The following is a 15581-nucleotide window of genomic DNA, read 5'->3' on the forward strand; positions in this document are numbered from 1 at the left end:
ACGGTCGCCTGCATGAGCCGAGGGATCAGGGGGTCACGCTGAGGGGTGTCAGCCAGTGGATCTCCAGGTCTTCTCGCAGGTAGTCCATGCGGTGCTGCTGGAAGTGCGCGAGTTCGGGACGCGCGAGATGGGCGCGCAGGTCGTCGGCCGACCGCCACAGTTCGTAGAACACGAACGTGCTGGGGTCGGCCACGTCGCGGTGGACCTGGTACTGCATCGAGCCAGGCTCGGCCCTGGTCGGCTCCACGAAGGACAGCAGCAGCCGCTCCAGTTCATCGGCGCGCTCGGGCTTCGGCCGGGCGAAGCCGTAGATGCCGACCGCCCCGCCTCCTTCAGGTACGACAATCTTCATACCTGCCAACGCTAGCCATTAGGCAAGGTATGATGCAAATCGTACCTTGGAGGTGAGTCATGGATCTGGGCAAGGTGTTCCGCGCGCTGGCCGACGACTCCCGCCGCCAGGTCGTGGCCGAACTCGCGGCCGATCCCGAGGACCGGGAGCGCGCCTGCGGCTCGTTCGACCTGCCGGTGAAGAAGGCCGCACGCACACATCACTTCCGGGTGCTGCGCGAGGCGGGGCTGATCATGCAGCGTGACCACGGCAACGGCAGCGCCGTCTCACTGCCCAGGCAGGACATCGAGCGTCATCTGCCCGGCCTGTTGCGGCTCCTGTCCGAGGACCTGAAGTCCGGCGGCGCGACGGACGGAACCGGGAACACCGCGGCGGATTAGCCACCAGCAGCACTGGCCGTCCCGCTGCTCCTCCGTAGTGGCGCTATCTCAGCATGATGGCGCCGAAGCGGGCATCCGCGGCGTTCACCCCGGCGGGAATCGCGTGCACGGACTGCGCCGAGGACGGGATCCCGGTGGCGTTGCCGGCAAGCACCGCGAGCATGCCCTTGCCGTCGTTCTTGCCGGGCACGCCGACGATCAGCTCGCCCTTGCCGTCAGCCGTGACGTCGATGATCGAGACGGCCTCACCCATGCGGTCGTCGGCCACGGACTCCTCGGCGATCGGATCCGCCGAAGGCGCCGTGCCGGGTGAGGCGATGCCGTCCTGAGTGAGGATCCGGGCGGCGGAGACGTCCGGGCCAGAGGCGGTCCCGGGGATCAGCGCGACGGCCCCCGCGGCCGACTTGCCCGCGACGGTCGCTCTGGGCAGGCCGACGGCGATCTCGCCGCGGCCGTCGCCGTTGATGTCGCCCACGGTGACGGTGATGTCGGTGGATCCGAGCGTGGTCAGCCAGGACAGGTTGCGGGCCGTGAAACCGGGCTGGTACATGCCGGCGCCGTAGTAGGAGCCGTACCAGACGTGCACTGTGCCGGTGCTGGGCGTCACCATGACGACGTCGCGGTAGCCGTCGCCGTTCACGTCGCCTAGGCCGAGCTGGGAGTCCTTCTTGGTGCAGGCGGGCTTGGTCGCGTCGGGGGTGTCGCAGGCCGCCGTGTTGCCCATGAGCATGGGGGTGTGGGCCGGATCGCGCAGACTGTCGATGTACCACAGCTCATGGCTGGTCGAGCCGTAGGTGGGGGCGAGCAGAACCATCGCTTCCATGATGTCGTCGCCGTTCACGGTGCCGATCGCCGTCGACTGCAGCAAGGGGCCGCTCGGGGCGTTGAGCGACGTCTTCTCGAAGGCGCCGCCGTTGTACCAGCCGCCGAAGGAGGCGAACCAGCCGGACGCGAACAGCCCCACGACGTCGGTTCGCGAGTCGTTGTCGGCGTTGCCCACGGTCAGCCCCTGGAAGTACGCCGAGCTGGAGCTGCCCTGCCGGGTGATGTCGGCCGGTGTCCAGGAGAAGACCTGCCGCTCGCTGAGCCCCACGGTGACCAGGTCGGTCCTGCCGTCGCCGTCGACGTCGCCGGAGGTCAGCCCTTTGCCCCACCCTCGGCAGAAACCGGCTGATTCACCCGAGCAGCCGGTCGTGGGCCGGATGAGCTGTTTGGCGCCGCTGAGGCCGTTCGGGCCGCCGTACAGGACGGCGATCATGCCGCTGTTGTCCGTGCCGAGGTAGCCAGGGTACGTGGGCATGCCGACGGCGACGTCGTTGTAGCCGTCCCCGTTGAAGTCGCTCTTGACGGTGATGACAGGTGCCGCCGCGGCGGGTACGGCGGGTGTGGTGAGCCCTACGGTCACCGCGAGTATCGCGGCCGACCAGGCGATCTTGTGCACGCGCATGGGGCGAGAATCGCGCGTGCGACTTGTGGCCGGGTTGAGGCTGACTGGCGACGCCCGCCGAGGGTTGGGACGTGCGCGAGCTGCCCATGAGCCGCGCCTGCCACCTCCTCGATGGGGTCACTTCGCTGTCCATCCTTTGACGTTCGCGCATTTTTACCGACACGTTCGGACATTTAGTGATCATCCGTTTACCGCTGCCTTGGAGTGTCGGATCCCATGCGCCGTCTCGCCCTCATCGCCGCCACCGCCGTCACCGCGCTCGCGGCCGTCCCCGCCGCCGACGCCGCCACGAACGGCCACGGCACCCTGCGGATCAACCACGTCCAGACCATCGCGACCCACAACAGCTACCACCGCGAGCTGACCGACGCCGAGAAAGACGTGCAGCGCAGGACCGACGCCAACTGGTGGAACCTGCAGTACTCGCACACCGCCCTGCCCAACCAGTTCGGCGCCCAGCACGTGCGCGGCATCGAGCTGGACGTCTTCCCCGACCCCCAGGGCGGCCTCTACAGCAACCCGCTGGTACGCCGCGACGCCGGACTGCCCGCGCTCAACGACCCCGCGCTCGCCCGGCCCGGCTTCAAGGTGCTGCACTGGGCCGACCACGACTACGGCACCAACTGCTCCGCGCTCCTCACCTGCCTGCGCCAGGTACGCGAGTGGTCCGACAAGAACCCCGGCCACGTTCCGCTGACGATCCTGACCGAGTTCAAGAGCACCGACCCGGCGAAGGAGGCCATGGGCGGAGCCAAGAGCCCGGCCTGGGACACGGCGCTCATGGACGCCCTGGACGCCGAGATCCGCTCGGTCTTCCCCGGCGACCGGCTCATCACCCCCGACGACGTCCGCAAGCCGGGGCTCACCCTGGAACAGTCGGTGCTCAAGTACGGCTGGCCGGAGCTGAAGTCGTCCCGTGGCAAGGTCATGTTCTTCATGGACAACCAAGGGAGCGCCATCCAGGAGCCCTACCTGGCGGGCCGGCCGAGCCTGGAAGGGCGGGTGCTGTTCACGAATTCCCGGCCGGGCCGGCCCGACGCCGCCTTCGTCGGCTGGAACGAGCCGGAGGGCGCCAACACCGCGCAGATCCAGGACCTCGTACGCAAGGGCTACTACGTGCGGACCCGGTCCGACGTGCCGTTCACCGAGGCCAGGTCGGGCAGCACCGGCCGGCTGAAGGCGGCGCTGGACAGCGGCGCGCAGATGGTCAGCACCGACTTCCCGGTGATCGGCCTGTCGGCCAGGAACGGCAGCGACTACACGGCCGAGCTGCCGGGCGGGGCGACGGTCCGCTGCAACCCGGTGAGCGCGCCCGCCGGCTGCCGGGACAACTCCCTGGAGCGGATCAGGACCAGGTGACCTGCAGGGGCGGGTTGTGAGCCGGTGCGTCGCCGGGGACCGGTGCCTGGGCGTGGACGGCTGGGAGTCCGACCTGCTCGACGCCGGTGACAAACGCGGTCATGGGCTCATCGCTCCTGGGGGATCGAGTCGAGGAACTTGCTCAGCACCTCGTTGAACTCGGCCGGCCGTTCGAGGTTGGGCAGATGCGCGGTGTCCTCGATGACGACGAGCTCGGAGCCTGGGATGATCTCGTGCATGAGCCGGGCGTCACCGATCGGGGTGAACTCGTCGTCGCCACCGACGACGATGAGGGCGGGCACACGTACGCGCGACAGTGACGGCCGGTAGTCGGGACGCTCGGCGCGGCCGCCCAGCTCGGCCGCCGCGCTCTGCGGGGACGTTGTCCGCATCATGCCGAGGACGTGCTCGGCCAGCGCGGGGAACCGCCGGATGTTGGCCGGCGCCACCATCTTGGGCAGGACCTCCTCCGTGTATCCGCCCATGCCCTCCCGGAGCAGCCGGTCGGCCAAGGCGTTGCGGGCTCGCCTGCCTTCCTCGGTCTCCGCCTGCGGGGCGGTGTCGGCGAAGACCAGCCCGCGCAGCCGGTCCGGGAACAGGCGGTGGAACTCCATGACGATCTGCCCGCCCATGGACAGGCCGCCGAGGACGATCTCCGTGACGCCGAGGTGGTCGAGCAGGCCGGCGATGTCCTGGGCGAAGGTCTGGAGCGGCGTCGTGCCCGTGACGACGGTGCTGCCGCCGTACCCGCGCAGGTCCGGGACGATCAGCCGGCGCCCGCTCCGGCCGACGTGCTCGGCCTGGGGCGCCCACATCGAACGGTCGAAAGGGTGCCCGTGGACGAGCACCAACGGCGGCTCGACGCCTTCGGGGTTGTGGTCGTCATAGGCGATAGCGATCTGTCCGGTGCTGAACGTCTTCATGGGAATCGCTCCAGTCCGGCCGGTCTTGACAGCTTGAGGCTATTCGGAGCAATATCTCGGTGCAATAGCTAAATTGCACTCGGAGCAAAGTCCTGCGGAGCTGAGGTTGGACGACTTCCGGCGGATCGCGAACCATCTCGCGGCGGAGATCGCCGCCGGTCGGCTCAGGCCCGGGGATCGGCTGCCGCCGCAGCGGCAGTTCGCTCGCAGGCACGGCATCGCCGCATCCACCGTGGCGAGGGCGTACGGCGAGTTGATCCGCCGCGGTCTCGCGGTTGGCGAGGTTGGGCGCGGCACCTTCGTCCGCGCCGCCGCGTCGCCGAGCGAGCCCGCACTCTCCGAGCCGGCCCGCGCCCGAGTGGACCTGGAGCTGAATTTCTCCATGCCTCCCGAGCAGCCCGCGCTCCTCGCCGCGAGCCTGGGCGGAATGCTGCGTCCCGACGTGCTGGCGGACGCGCTCGCCCCCATGGGCGCGGCAGGCACGCCGGCGGTGCGGGAGGCGGCGGCCGCGGTGCTGTCCCGTCCGGGCTGGACTCCCGACCCCGGACACTTGCTCATCGCGGGCAACGGGCGGCAGGCGATCGCCGCCGCACTCGCGGCACTCGTCCCGGCCGGTGACCGCCTCGGTGTCGAGGAGTTGACGTATCCGCTGGTCAAGGGCATCGCCACCCGCCTCGGCATCACCCTGGTCCCGCTCGCCATGGACGGCTGCGGAGTGCTCCCGGAAGCCGTACGATCGGCCGGGCCACTGCGTGCCGTCTACCTCCAGCCGACGCTCCACAACCCGCTCGGCGTCACCATGCCCGAACGGCGGCGCGCCGAGATCGCCGCCACTCTCCGAGAGCTCGGCATCTACGCGGTCGAGGACGCCATCTACGCCTTCCTGCGCGATGATCTGCCGCCGCTGGCCGCGTTCGCGCCGGAACGCGTCGTCGTCGCCGACAGCCTGTCGAAGCGCGTGGCGCCGGGTCTGACCGTCGGCTTCGCGGTGACACCGGAGGCGATCGGCGACCGGGTGGCCTCGGCGCTGCGCTCAGGCGGCTGGACCGCTCCGCGATTCGCTGTCGAGGCCGCGACGCGATGGCTGAACGACGGCACCGTCGCCGCTGTCCAAGAGCTCAAACGCCGTGACGCGGCGGCCCGCCAGGGGCTCGTGCGCGAGCATCTCGCCGACTTCGCCGTCGAGTCCGATCCGCAGGCCTTCCACTGTTGGTGGCGTCTGCCCGGCCCGTGGCGGGCCGACACCTTCGTCGCGGCCGCCGCCCGTCGTGGCATCGCGGTCACCCCCGGCGCGGCCTTCACCGTCGTCATGGCCCACGCGCCCAACGCCGTGCGTCTCGCCCTGTCGGCGCCACCGCCCGGCACCCTCGCCACGGCGCTGGCGACCCTCGCCGCACTGGCCGGGAGCGGCCCCGAGGACACCGAGGTCGAGTAACGCGGCAGCCGGTCAGGGATGCTTGGTGGCGACAGTGGCGACAGTGGCGACAGTGGCGACAGTGGCGACGTGGCCTCCCGTGACGCGGAGAAGGTCGAGCTTTCCCGCCTCGGTGCTTCCGGCCGCCGCCGTGTAGGTGACCATGCGCAGGTCGGCGCCGGGAACGATGAGGACGTCGCAGTCGAGCAGGATGTCGCCGACCTGAGGGTGCCGGACGGTCTTCGCGTCGGTCGTATGCGGGGCGGCGGTCGTCCGCGCGGCCCAGTGATGAGCGAAGGCGCCGGAGGTCTCGCGTAGTTCTCGTACGAGACGATCAAGCCGGGCGTCGGTGGGATAGCGGGAGACGGCGTCCTTGAGGTCGGCGACGATCGAGGCGGCGAAGGCGTCCGGTCCGCGTTCGGACCGGACGGGGAGCATCGAGGCGCTTGCGGCGCCGTTGCCGAAGAGCGCACGGGCAAGGTTGCGCTCGGCGGCCGGGAGGGCGGCGGGGTCGCCGTGCAGGGCGCTCCACATGCTGTTCCACCACACCAGGGTCCAGTCTGCGGCGAACACGCCGATCGGGACGTCGCCGAGACGCGAGACGAGCCGTTGGATGCCTGGGGGCACGTGGGTGTCGACGGTACCGTCCTGCGGCGGCAGGAGCCCGGCGCTGCGGTAGAGCTGGTCGCGCTCGGCGCGGGCGAGCTGAAGGGCGCGCGAGAGAGCGCCGACGACCTGGGCCGAGGGGTTCTTGGCGCGGGACTGTTCCAGGCGCAGAACGTAGTCGACGGACAGCCCCGCCAGCTGGGCCAGCTCCTCGCGGCGCAGTCCCGGTGCGCGACGGCCGCCCGTCGCCGTGAAGCCGGCGTCGGCAGGGGAGAGGCGGTCACGCCAGGTGCGCAAGAGCGCCGCGAAATCAGAGCGGGAGGCAGCCATGGACCCATTCTCGCCGTACGGCGACGAACGAGCCTGGGTACTGCCGGTCCTGGTGACGGACGGTGCACTGGCTGGTCGCGGCGCCTGAGACGAACGTGGACCTGCGCCCGAGGCGGGCGCCACCGGTGGAACAGCGAAGGAACCTGGCATGAAGCACACCCTTGTGATGACGGGCGCGAGCCGCGGAATCGGCCATGTCGCCGCCCGGCACATCCTGCGCCGGTCGCCGGAGACGCATCTCCTCGTCGTCGCCCGCCCGTCCTCCGGCGCGCGGCTCGCCGCGGAGCTCGCATCGGGCGGGCATCCGGTCTCGTACGTCCAGGCGGACCTCGGCTCGCTGGACAGCGTCCGCGCGGCCGCCATCGAGATCCGCGACCGGCTCGACCGCGGTGACCTGCCGCCACTGCGCGGCTTCGTGGGGAACGCCGGCATCCAGTACACCAACGCGCTGACCGAGGGACCGGAGGGGCTGGAGTCCACCTTCACGGTCAACGTGCTCGCCAACCATCTGTTCGTACGCCTGCTCCAGGACCGTTTCGCCGCGCCCGCCCGGATCGTGATCACTTCGAGTGACACCCACTTCGGCGACCTCAGGCACAACCTGGGCATGGTGCCGGGGCCGGTCTGGAAGTCACCGGACGCTCTCGCCCGTACGGGCGCCTTCGCCGAGCCGCACACCGCGGCCGGCGGGCGCACCGCGTACTCGACGAGCAAGCTGGCCGCGATCTACCTGGTTCACGAGTACGCGCGCCGCCTGCCGTCGGGGATCGACGTCGTGGCCTACAACCCGGGGTTCGTCCCCGGCACCGGCCTGGCCCGCAACGCCGATGCTTTCTCCCGGTTCGCGATGCGGCGCATCATGCCCCTGATGAGTCTCACTCCGTTCGCCACGAGCCCCGACGCCGCCGGCCGCTACCTCGCCGACGTCGTCCTCGGCACGCTCCGGGCGCCGACCGGTTCCTACGTCGACCGCGACCGTGTGAGCCGCTCGTCGGACGAGTCCTACGACCCGCGGCGCGAAGCCGACCTCTGGAAGACCGTTGAACGGTTGACCGCGGGCGCGTCCGGGTCGTAGCCGGAGCCTTTCGACCATGCTCGCGGCCGGAGCCGTGGCCCGGCTACGGACAGGGCGGGGTGATCGACTTCGAGGCGCCGGGCGCGGCCTATGTCGAGGCGGTGCCCGGCACCGGGTGCTGTGGTCTGTCCTAGTTCGTCCAGCGTTCATTGACCTGGTCGTTGCAGGTCCAGAGGATCACGTTGTGGCCCCGGGCGATGCCGCCGTTGACGTTGAGGCACTTGCTCGTGCCGTGCAGGCGGAACCTCACCCATCCCGGTCCCCAAGGGTGTTCGAGGTCCCATCGCTGGTTCGCGCCTCCGTTCCAGGTTCGCGGCGCCGCCGTTCACCACCAGGAACGACACCAGCCCGGCCGCGAAGACGAGACATTTGATCGCTCTTCGCATGACCTGCTCCCTTGGTGCGGGGATGGAGGTCGAGCATGCGGCAGGAGATGTTGAGCATGCGTTGAGGAACCGTTTGGCGAAGGCCGCCCGGCAGGGGGTGCCGCTGAATTTTGATCTTGGTGGGCGGCATCCCGAGCAGGGAGTCCGCGGCTGGTTGTGCGCCAATGGAGACTTCGCGCCGGTACTCGTGAGGGGGTACTCGGGCGCGATGACCATGATCGGCTTCTGCTGGGCGCGGCGTTCTCAGTACAGTGTCGGGGTGGCAGGTGAGCAGCCGAGTGTGCGAGTGGACAGCTGGATCTGGTCGGTACGCCTCACCAAGACGCGTTCGATCGCGTCCGATGCCTGCCGGGGCGGTCATGTACGGGTCAACGGGGTGCGGGTCAAGCCGGCGCACGCCGTACGGGTCGGAGACGAGATCCGGCTGCGGCATGAGGGGCGCGAACGCGTCGTGGTCGTCTCCCGCGCCATCACCAAGCGTGTCGGGGCCGCCGTGGCCGCCGAGTGCTACGTCGACAAGAGCCCTCCGCCCCCTCCTCGGGAGGAGACGGTGACGGTGGCCGTCCGGGCTCGTGGCGCGGGCCGTCCCACCAAGCGCGAACGCCGCAGCATCGACAGGCTGCTCGGACGTCCTGAGGCGGAGGGGGACAGGCGCCGGCCGCGCCCGGAGTAGCCGGGCGCGCCACACCGAACGTCGGCCACCTCCGGCGGCGGAAGGCGCAGTGGGCGGAGGCGCTTCGCCTGGGCTTGGTCGCACGAAGGCACACGGGACCGGCACAGGGGAGAACGGCCACCGGTGGATGTTCGGTGCCGCCGGTATATTAGGCGGATGCTGATCAGGGAAGCCACCGTGGACGACTGGTCGGCCATCTGGCCGTTCTTCCGCGAGATCGTCACCGCCGGTGAGACCTTCACCTATCCGCTCGATCTCGGTAAGGAAGAGGGTCGCGGCTGGTGGTTGCTGCCCGCCCCGAACCGTACGGTCGTGGCGGTTGACGACGGTGGTGTGATCCTCGGCACCGCGAAGATGAACAACAACCAGATGGGCAACGGCTCGCACGTCGCGAGCGCCAGCTACATGGTCGATCCAGCCCATTCCGGACGCGGTGTGGGCCGCGCGCTGTGCGAATACACGGTCGAGTGGGCCCGCGCGGCGGGTTTCCGCTCGATGCAGTTCAACGCGGTCGTGGAGACCAACGAGACGGCGGTCCGGTTGTACCGGAGACTCGGATTCGAGGTGCTCGGCACCGTGCCGGAGGGCTTCCGGAGCCCGGTGAAGGGCTATGTCGGACTGCACATCATGCACCGCGCTCTTTGACGGGTTCCCGGAACGCGCCCGGAACCGCGCCCGGACGCACTGCGGGCACCGCACACCGCTCAACGAGCTTGAGCCGATCGCTGTCTGATCCCACGAAGCCCCGGATGCTCTTTGGTGTCCAGCACGATTCGGGGGCGCCGCGCCGTGTCGTAGCGTCGCCGTGACACTTGAGCGTTCGGAGGGCTGGCACGTTGATCGCGATCAGGGAACTCCACGAGATCGCGGAGTTCGAGCAGGCCAGTGGCCTGTTCGACGAGATCTGGCACTTCGACCCGGAGAGCCGGCCGATCTCGGTCGAGCTGATGCGGGCGATGTCGCACGCGGGTAACTATGTGGGCGGCGCGTTCGACGACGCGGGCCGCCTGGTGGGCGCCTCCGTCGGCTTCTTCGGGGCGGGCAACACGCTGCACTCCCACATCACCGGCGCGGTGAGCGGCCACGGCACCGGCTTGCAGCTGAAACTGCACCAGCGCCGCTGGGCGCTGGAGCGCGGCGTCGGCCGCATCACCTGGACCTACGATCCGCTGGTGCGCCGGAACGCCCACTTCAACCTGGCCAAGCTGGGCGCCCGGCCCGTGGAGTACCTGCCGAGCTTCTACGGCGTCATGGCCGACGCCATCAACCAGGGCGGAGACTCCGACCGGGTGCTGGCCTCCTGGCCGCTGTCGGCGCCGCACGTGGCGGCTCTCGTACAGGGTGAGCCCTGCCGGCGGCCCCTCCCGGCGGACGCCGAGGTCGGCCTGGCCGACGAGGACGGACGTCCGGTGGTGTTCCACAGTGACGCCCCCACCCTGCTCGTGGCGCTGCCGGAGGACATCGAGACGATGCGCGTCACGGATCCCGGAGCCGCCAAGGCGTGGCGGCTGGCCGTACGCGAGGTCCTGGGCGGCCTGCTCGTGGAAGGCGGCGCGGTGACCGCCTTCCACGACAAGGCGTTCTACGTGGTGGAGCGGCCCAGCCTGGGCACGGCCTCCAGCAGCGACCGGGTGTAGTCGTGGGCGGGGGCGCCGACCACTTCCTCCGTCGGCCCCAGCTCGACGATGCGCCCGTGGTGCAGCACCGCCACCACGTCGGAGACGTAGCGCACCACGGCCAGGTTGTGCGAGATGAACAACATCGACAGCCCCAGCTCGTCGCGGAGCCTGCGTACGAGGTTCAGCACCGAGCCCTGGACGGACACGTCCAGCGCGCTGGTGATCTCGTCGGCGACCAGCAGGTCCGGCTGGGCGACCAGCGCCCTGGCGATGGCCACGCGCTGCCGCATGCCGCCCGACAGCTCGCGCGGGTAGCGCTGGGCCACCTCGGGCGGCAGGGAGACGAGCGACAGCAGATGTTCGACCGCCTCCTTGCCGCTGCCCTCGGCGATGGACGCCCCGACCCGCATCCGGGGATCGAGCGAGGCATAGGGGTCCTGGAAGACCATCTGGACGCGGCTGGCGCCGGTGATGGTGCCGGTGTGCGGCACCAGGCCGCTCACCGCCCTGGCCACCGACGACTTGCCCGACCCCGACTCGCCGACCAGCCCGACGATGGAGCCGCTCGGCACTTCGAGGGTGATGTCGTCGACGGCGGTGAACGAGCCGAACCGCACCGTCAGGTTCTCGATGATCATCAGACCTCCCAGCAGGCGACCTGGTGCGCCTTGCCGTACGACGTCAATGGGGGACGCTCGCCGGCGCAGCGGGCCGTGGCGAGCTCGCAGCGGGCGGCGAAGGCGCAGCCGTCGCCCACGTCGGAGGGGGCGGGCTGGCGTCCGGGGATGCTGGCCAACGGCAGCGACCTGTCGGTCTCCATGTCGGGCAGCGAGTCGATGAGCGCCCGCGTGTAGGGGTGCGCGGCTCCGGTGGCCAGCCGTTCAACCGGCAGGTGCTCGACGACGCGGCCGGCGTACATGACGACGACCACGTCACACAGCTCGCCGACGACGGCGATGTCGTGGGAGATGAACAGGGCTGCCGCACCGGTCTCGTCGGTGACCTCGCGCAGCAGCTTGAGTATCTGCCGCTGCACCGTCACGTCGAGCGCGGTGGTGGGCTCGTCGGCGATGAGCAGCCTGGGGGTGCCCATCAGGCCCATGGCGATGACGGCGCGCTGCCGCATACCGCCGGACAGCTCGTGCGGGTGCCGGCGCGCCACTCGTTCGGGCGCGGGCAGGCGTACGTGGCCGAGCCGGTCGACGGCGCGCTGGTGGGCCTCCGCCTTGCCGGCGCCCTGGTGCACGATCGCGACCTCGGCCAGTTGGCCGCCGACCTTCAGCGCGGGATTGAGCGAGGCCATCGGGTCCTGGAAGACCATGGCGAGCGCGGTTCCGAGCTCCTTGGGCGACATCTCGGAGATCTCCTGGCCGGCCAGCGCCAGCCTGCCCGCCGTCACCACGCCCGGGTAGGGCACCAGCCCGCCGATCGCGGCGGCGGTGAGGCTCTTGCCGCTGCCCGACTCCCCGACCAGCCCGGCGATCTGCCCGGGCCCGACGGTCAGCGACACCCCGCGCACCGGCGTGACGCCGCCGGGGAAGGTCACCGTCAGGTCCTTGACCTCCAGAACCGCCTCCGGGGCCGGCTCGCCGGGGGCGGGCGGCGCGGCGGGCCTGGCCTCGCGCGCGTGCACGGCGGTGCGGGAGGCGGCCTTGGCCAGCGCGTCCCCCAGCAGGTTGAAGCCGATGCCGGCCAGCGCGACCGCCAGGGCGGGCCCCAGCGCCACCTCGGGCGTGACGTAGATGCGGCCGAACCCGTCGAACAGCAGCCGCCCCCAGTCGAAGGCGGGCGGCTGCACGCCGAGCCCCAGGAACGACATCCCGGCCAGGCCCAGCAACGCGCCGCCGAGCGCCTGGCTGAGGTTGAGGATGAGCGGCTCGGCGATGTTGGGCAGCACGTGTCTGGTCAGGATGCGCATGCGCGGCACGCCGAGCATCCGGGCGGCCGCGACGTAGTCGGCGCCCGCGACGGTCGCGGCCAGCGTCTGGGTGAACCGGGCGAAGCCCGGGGCGATGGCCACGCCGATGCCGAGCACCGCGCCCTTGGCCCCGAGCCCGGTGACCACTGCGGTGAACATGGCCAGCAGCAGGCCGGGGAAGGCGACGAGCGCGTTGACGGCGCCGGTGACGAAGCGGGCGCCGCGTACCGGCAGCACCGAGGGCAGCGCGCCGAGCACGGCGCCGACGGCCGCGCCGAAGAGCGTGGCCGCCAGCGCGAGCAGGAGAGAGAAACGGCCCGCGACCAGGACCCTGGCCAGCAGGTCGCGTCCCAGGTTGTCGGTGCCGAGCGGATGGGCGGCCGAGGCGCCTTGCAGGATGGCGCCCGCGTCGATCTTCTCCGCCGCCGCGCCCCAGATCGGCGGGCCGACGACGGCCAGGACCACCATGAGCGTGACCAGCACGGCTCCGGCGACGGCGGCCGGGGTGCGCAAACGCATCAGTTTTCCTTGATCTTGGAGGTGGGGTCGAGCGCGCCCAGGATCAGATCGACGGCGAGGTTCACGACGAGCACGATCGCGCCGTAGACGAGGATGACGCCCTGGGCGACGGGATAGTCCTTCTGCGTGATCGACTCGACGATCTTCAGGCCGAGCCCCGGCCAGGCGAAGACGTACTCCACGAGCACGCTGCCGGCGATCAGCGAGGTGAGCAGCAGCCCGCCCGCGGTCAGCGTCGCGGTCAGCGTGTTGGGCAGTACGTGCCGCAGGTGCAGGCGGGCGGCGGGCAGCCGTTTCGACCGGGCCAGCCGCACATAGTCGGTGGCGAGCTCGCGCAGGGTCTCCACCCGGGAGATGCGGGCGATCATCGCGACCGGGCCGATCGCCAGCGCGGCCACCGGCAGGACGTACGACATCGCCCCCTCCTTGCCGGCCGGCGGGAACAGGCCGAGCCCGATCGAGAGGGTCGCCACCAGCGCGATGGAGTAGAGGAACTCCGGGACGGCGACGGCGGTGCCGGTGACCGAGCTGAAGGTGATCTCGGTGCCCCGGTTCCGGCCGTTCTCCGTGCGGATGGCCGCCCACATGCCGAGCGGTACGGCCAGCAGCAGCGCCACCACGGTGGCCAGCAGCGCCAGGCTCAGCGTGTTGGGCAGCCGGGCGGCGATGACCTCGCCGACCGGCTCGCCCGTCAGGAACGAGGTGCCGAAGTCGCCGGTGAAGATGTGCCCGACGTAGGCGGCGAACTGCTCGGGCAGCGACTTGTCCAGCCCGAGCAACTGCTTGCGGGCGTTGACCAGCTCGATCGGCGCGGCCGGGCCGAGCGAGGCCCGCACCGGGTCGCCGGGGATGAGATGGATCATCGCGAACGAGGCCACGAGCAGCACCGCCAGCGACACGACGAAGCGCACGAGGCGCCGTACGCTCACTCAGCCTCCCTGGGTGAGGCGGATCGTCGAGGGCAGGAAGAGGCCGGCAATCGTCCGGAAGGTGGCGCCCTTGGTGGCGGTCAGCGTGTTGACCTCCACCACGGGCACCAGGTCGGCGGCGTCGAACAGGGCCGACTCCGACTTCTCCCACTTGGCGCAGCTCTCGGCGCCGGTCAGCTTGGCGGCCTCGGCGACCAGTCCCTCGTACTCGGCGTTCTTCAGGTGGGCGAAGTTGGCGCCCTTGGGGGCGGCGGGGCCGGACAGGAAGCCGACCAGCTGCGAGGGCAGGGTGACGCCGATGGGCAGCCAGACGACGTCCCAGTCCTGGGTGGCGTTGAGCGACTCCGACAGCTTGGTGTCGATGACGCCGTTGAGCTTCACGTCGACACCGATCTTCTTCCACGCCGCCGCCATGTACTCGGCGGCGGCCACGATGCCGGGGCCCCTGGTGGTGCCGTACATGAGGCGCAGGGAGAGTTTCTTGCCGTCCTTCTCCCTGACGCCCTCGGCGCCGATCTTCCAGCCGGCCGCGTCCAGGGCGGCGGTGGCGGCCGCCGTGTCGAAGGCCGGCACGTGACCGGTGACGGTGTCGCCCTGGCACGGGCGGGGCTGCGCCACGAGCCCGGTGGCCGGCTTGCCGGTGCCGCCCGAGGCGATGCCGCCCAGCTCCTTCATGTCGAGCGCCTGGGTCAGCGCCTTGCGCACGGCGGGATCGTGGCCGGGTCTGTCGTCGCCCTGGTGGTAGAAGAACTGGCCGTTGCCCTCCGACTCGATGATCTTGCCGAGGGCGGGGTTGGCCTCCAGGCGGGTGCGGTCCGGGCCGAAGAAGGTGGCGGCGTTGAGCGAGCCGGCGAGCAGCAGGTTGGCCGCGGTCTGCTCGTTCGGCACCACCTTGAGCACGAAGGTCTCGGGGATGTCCTTGGCGGTGCCACCCTCGGGGCCCCAGGTGTACTCCCGGCGCACCTTGAAGGTGTAGTGGTCGCCGGGAACGGCCTCGGTGAGCTGGTACGGGCCGGTCCCGGAGGTGCCGCGCGCGAGGAGCGAGCGGTCCTTGACGGCCTTGCCGCAGACGATGAACAGCACCCGTGAGCTCTCCAGGATGAAGCTGAACGGCTCGGGCGTCGACAGGGTCACGGTGCCGGCGGCCTCGTCGGCCTCGGCCTTCATGCCCGCCGGTACGAGCACCCCGTAGATGGGCGACTTGGTGGCGGGGTCGGCGATGTGGTTGACGTTCTCGGCGACGTCGGACGGGGTGAGCTTGGAGCCGTCCGAGCAGGTGACGTCCTTGCGCAGGGTGAAGGTCACGCTGTCGGGCTTGACGTCCCACTTCTCGGCCAGGGCGGGGACGGTCTTGCCGTCCGCCGAGGTGGAGACCAGGGTGTCGTAGGCCACCGACAGGACCTTGTTGGTGACCGAGAGCACGCCCATGGCGGGGTCGAGCAACCCGGGGTCGGCGGTGACGGCGGCGGTGAACGTGCCGCCCGTGACAGGCTTGCCCGTGCTGCCCGCCGTACCTCCGCCGCTGCCGCAGGCGGCCGCTAGCAGGGCCAAGGCGGTGAGCACCGCTGTCTTCTTCATGGCGACTCCAGGAGAGCGTGGGGTGGTGACCCACATTCGTCCCTCTCGGCCCGACCTTCTTCGTCGCCCTTCA

Annotated in this window: 15 protein-coding genes and 1 pseudogene; 7 read left to right on the forward strand and 9 right to left on the reverse strand. The window is 70.7% G+C overall.

From position 1 onward, the window contains the following. Positions 1-25: 25 nt before the first annotated feature. Positions 26-352, reverse strand: coding sequence for a putative quinol monooxygenase (locus tag DMB42_RS41820; protein ID WP_125644822.1), 327 nt, complete (start codon positions 350-352; stop codon positions 26-28). A 59-nt stretch (positions 353-411) separates the two neighbouring features. On the opposite strand from DMB42_RS41820, the gene DMB42_RS41825 reads away from it, so the two are divergent. Further along, positions 412-732 carry a helix-turn-helix transcriptional regulator gene (locus DMB42_RS41825; RefSeq protein WP_125644824.1) on the forward strand — a complete coding sequence of 107 codons (321 nt, stop codon included), beginning with the start codon at positions 412-414 and terminating at the stop codon, positions 730-732. Between the two features lie 43 nt (positions 733-775). Here the strand turns inward: DMB42_RS41825 and DMB42_RS41830 are convergent, their stop codons facing one another. After that, entirely contained in the window at positions 776-2179 is a 1404-nt protein-coding gene (locus DMB42_RS41830; RefSeq protein WP_125644826.1) for a VCBS repeat-containing protein, read from the reverse strand. 216 nt (positions 2180-2395) lie between these two features. Between DMB42_RS41830 and DMB42_RS41835 the strand changes: the two genes are divergently transcribed. Next, positions 2396-3538, forward strand: a complete 1143-nt coding sequence (locus DMB42_RS41835; protein ID WP_125644828.1) for a phosphatidylinositol-specific phospholipase C1-like protein — start codon at positions 2396-2398, stop codon at positions 3536-3538. Between the two features lie 107 nt (positions 3539-3645). On the opposite strand, the gene DMB42_RS41840 is transcribed toward DMB42_RS41835, so the two are convergent. Continuing rightward, a complete protein-coding gene (locus tag DMB42_RS41840) occupies positions 3646-4461 on the reverse strand; it encodes an alpha/beta fold hydrolase (protein ID WP_125644830.1) in 816 nt (271 codons plus the stop codon). Positions 4462-4567: 106 nt separating this feature from the next. Here DMB42_RS41840 and DMB42_RS41845 point away from each other — a divergent pair, with 106 nt between their 5' ends. After that, on the forward strand, positions 4568-5896 hold the full coding sequence (locus DMB42_RS41845) for a PLP-dependent aminotransferase family protein (protein ID WP_125644832.1): 1329 nt from the start codon (positions 4568-4570) through the stop codon (positions 5894-5896). A 12-nt stretch (positions 5897-5908) separates the two neighbouring features. Here the strand turns inward: DMB42_RS41845 and DMB42_RS41850 are convergent, their stop codons facing one another. Continuing rightward, the gene (locus DMB42_RS41850; protein ID WP_125644834.1) at positions 5909-6811 is read right to left on the reverse strand and encodes a helix-turn-helix transcriptional regulator; all 903 of its coding nucleotides are present in this window, start codon (positions 6809-6811) and stop codon (positions 5909-5911) included. A gap of 148 nt (positions 6812-6959) precedes the next feature. On the opposite strand from DMB42_RS41850, the gene DMB42_RS41855 reads away from it, so the two are divergent. Then, entirely contained in the window at positions 6960-7886 is a 927-nt protein-coding gene (locus DMB42_RS41855; RefSeq protein ID WP_125644836.1) for an SDR family NAD(P)-dependent oxidoreductase, read from the forward strand. Between the two features lie 130 nt (positions 7887-8016). Here DMB42_RS41855 and DMB42_RS41860 read toward each other — a convergent pair. Beyond that, positions 8017-8178, reverse strand: a pseudogene (locus tag DMB42_RS41860) (RICIN domain-containing protein); the annotation flags it as partial. A 380-nt stretch (positions 8179-8558) separates the two neighbouring features. Here DMB42_RS41860 and DMB42_RS41865 point away from each other — a divergent pair. From DMB42_RS41865 to DMB42_RS41875, 3 genes are all read left to right on the forward strand, one after another. Next, entirely contained in the window at positions 8559-8945 is a 387-nt protein-coding gene (locus DMB42_RS41865; RefSeq protein WP_260478273.1) for an RNA-binding S4 domain-containing protein, read from the forward strand. A 156-nt stretch (positions 8946-9101) separates the two neighbouring features. Beyond that, positions 9102-9590 carry a GNAT family N-acetyltransferase gene (locus DMB42_RS41870; RefSeq protein ID WP_125644840.1) on the forward strand — a complete coding sequence of 163 codons (489 nt, stop codon included), beginning with the start codon at positions 9102-9104 and terminating at the stop codon, positions 9588-9590. 191 nt (positions 9591-9781) lie between these two features. After that, positions 9782-10582, forward strand: a complete 801-nt coding sequence (locus DMB42_RS41875; protein ID WP_125644842.1) for a GNAT family N-acetyltransferase — start codon at positions 9782-9784, stop codon at positions 10580-10582. On the opposite strand, the gene DMB42_RS41880 is transcribed toward DMB42_RS41875, so the two are convergent. Genes DMB42_RS41880 through DMB42_RS41895 form a run of 4 tightly spaced genes read right to left on the reverse strand, consistent with a single transcriptional unit; the run spans position 10528 to position 15508 of the window. Further along, on the reverse strand, positions 10528-11202 hold the full coding sequence (locus tag DMB42_RS41880; protein WP_125644844.1) for an ABC transporter ATP-binding protein: 675 nt from the start codon (positions 11200-11202) through the stop codon (positions 10528-10530). The genes DMB42_RS41875 and DMB42_RS41880 overlap by 55 nt on opposite strands. Continuing rightward, positions 11202-13001 (reverse strand): dipeptide/oligopeptide/nickel ABC transporter permease/ATP-binding protein, encoded by a 1800-nt coding sequence (locus DMB42_RS41885; RefSeq protein ID WP_125644846.1) that lies wholly within the window; start codon positions 12999-13001, stop codon positions 11202-11204. The genes DMB42_RS41880 and DMB42_RS41885 overlap by 1 nt, the downstream gene beginning before the upstream one ends. Beyond that, positions 13001-13930: an ABC transporter permease gene (locus DMB42_RS41890; protein WP_185845144.1), complete on the reverse strand. Its 930-nt coding sequence runs from the start codon at positions 13928-13930 to the stop codon at positions 13001-13003. Before DMB42_RS41890 ends, DMB42_RS41885 begins: the two co-directional genes overlap by 1 nt. Further along, on the reverse strand, positions 13931-15508 hold the full coding sequence (locus DMB42_RS41895) for an ABC transporter substrate-binding protein (RefSeq protein WP_260478251.1): 1578 nt from the start codon (positions 15506-15508) through the stop codon (positions 13931-13933). It abuts the gene before it with no gap. Positions 15509-15581 lie beyond the last annotated feature (73 nt).

This window comes from Nonomuraea sp. WAC 01424, from assembly GCF_003947315.1.
Taxonomy (GTDB): domain Bacteria; phylum Actinomycetota; class Actinomycetes; order Streptosporangiales; family Streptosporangiaceae; genus Nonomuraea; species Nonomuraea spiralis.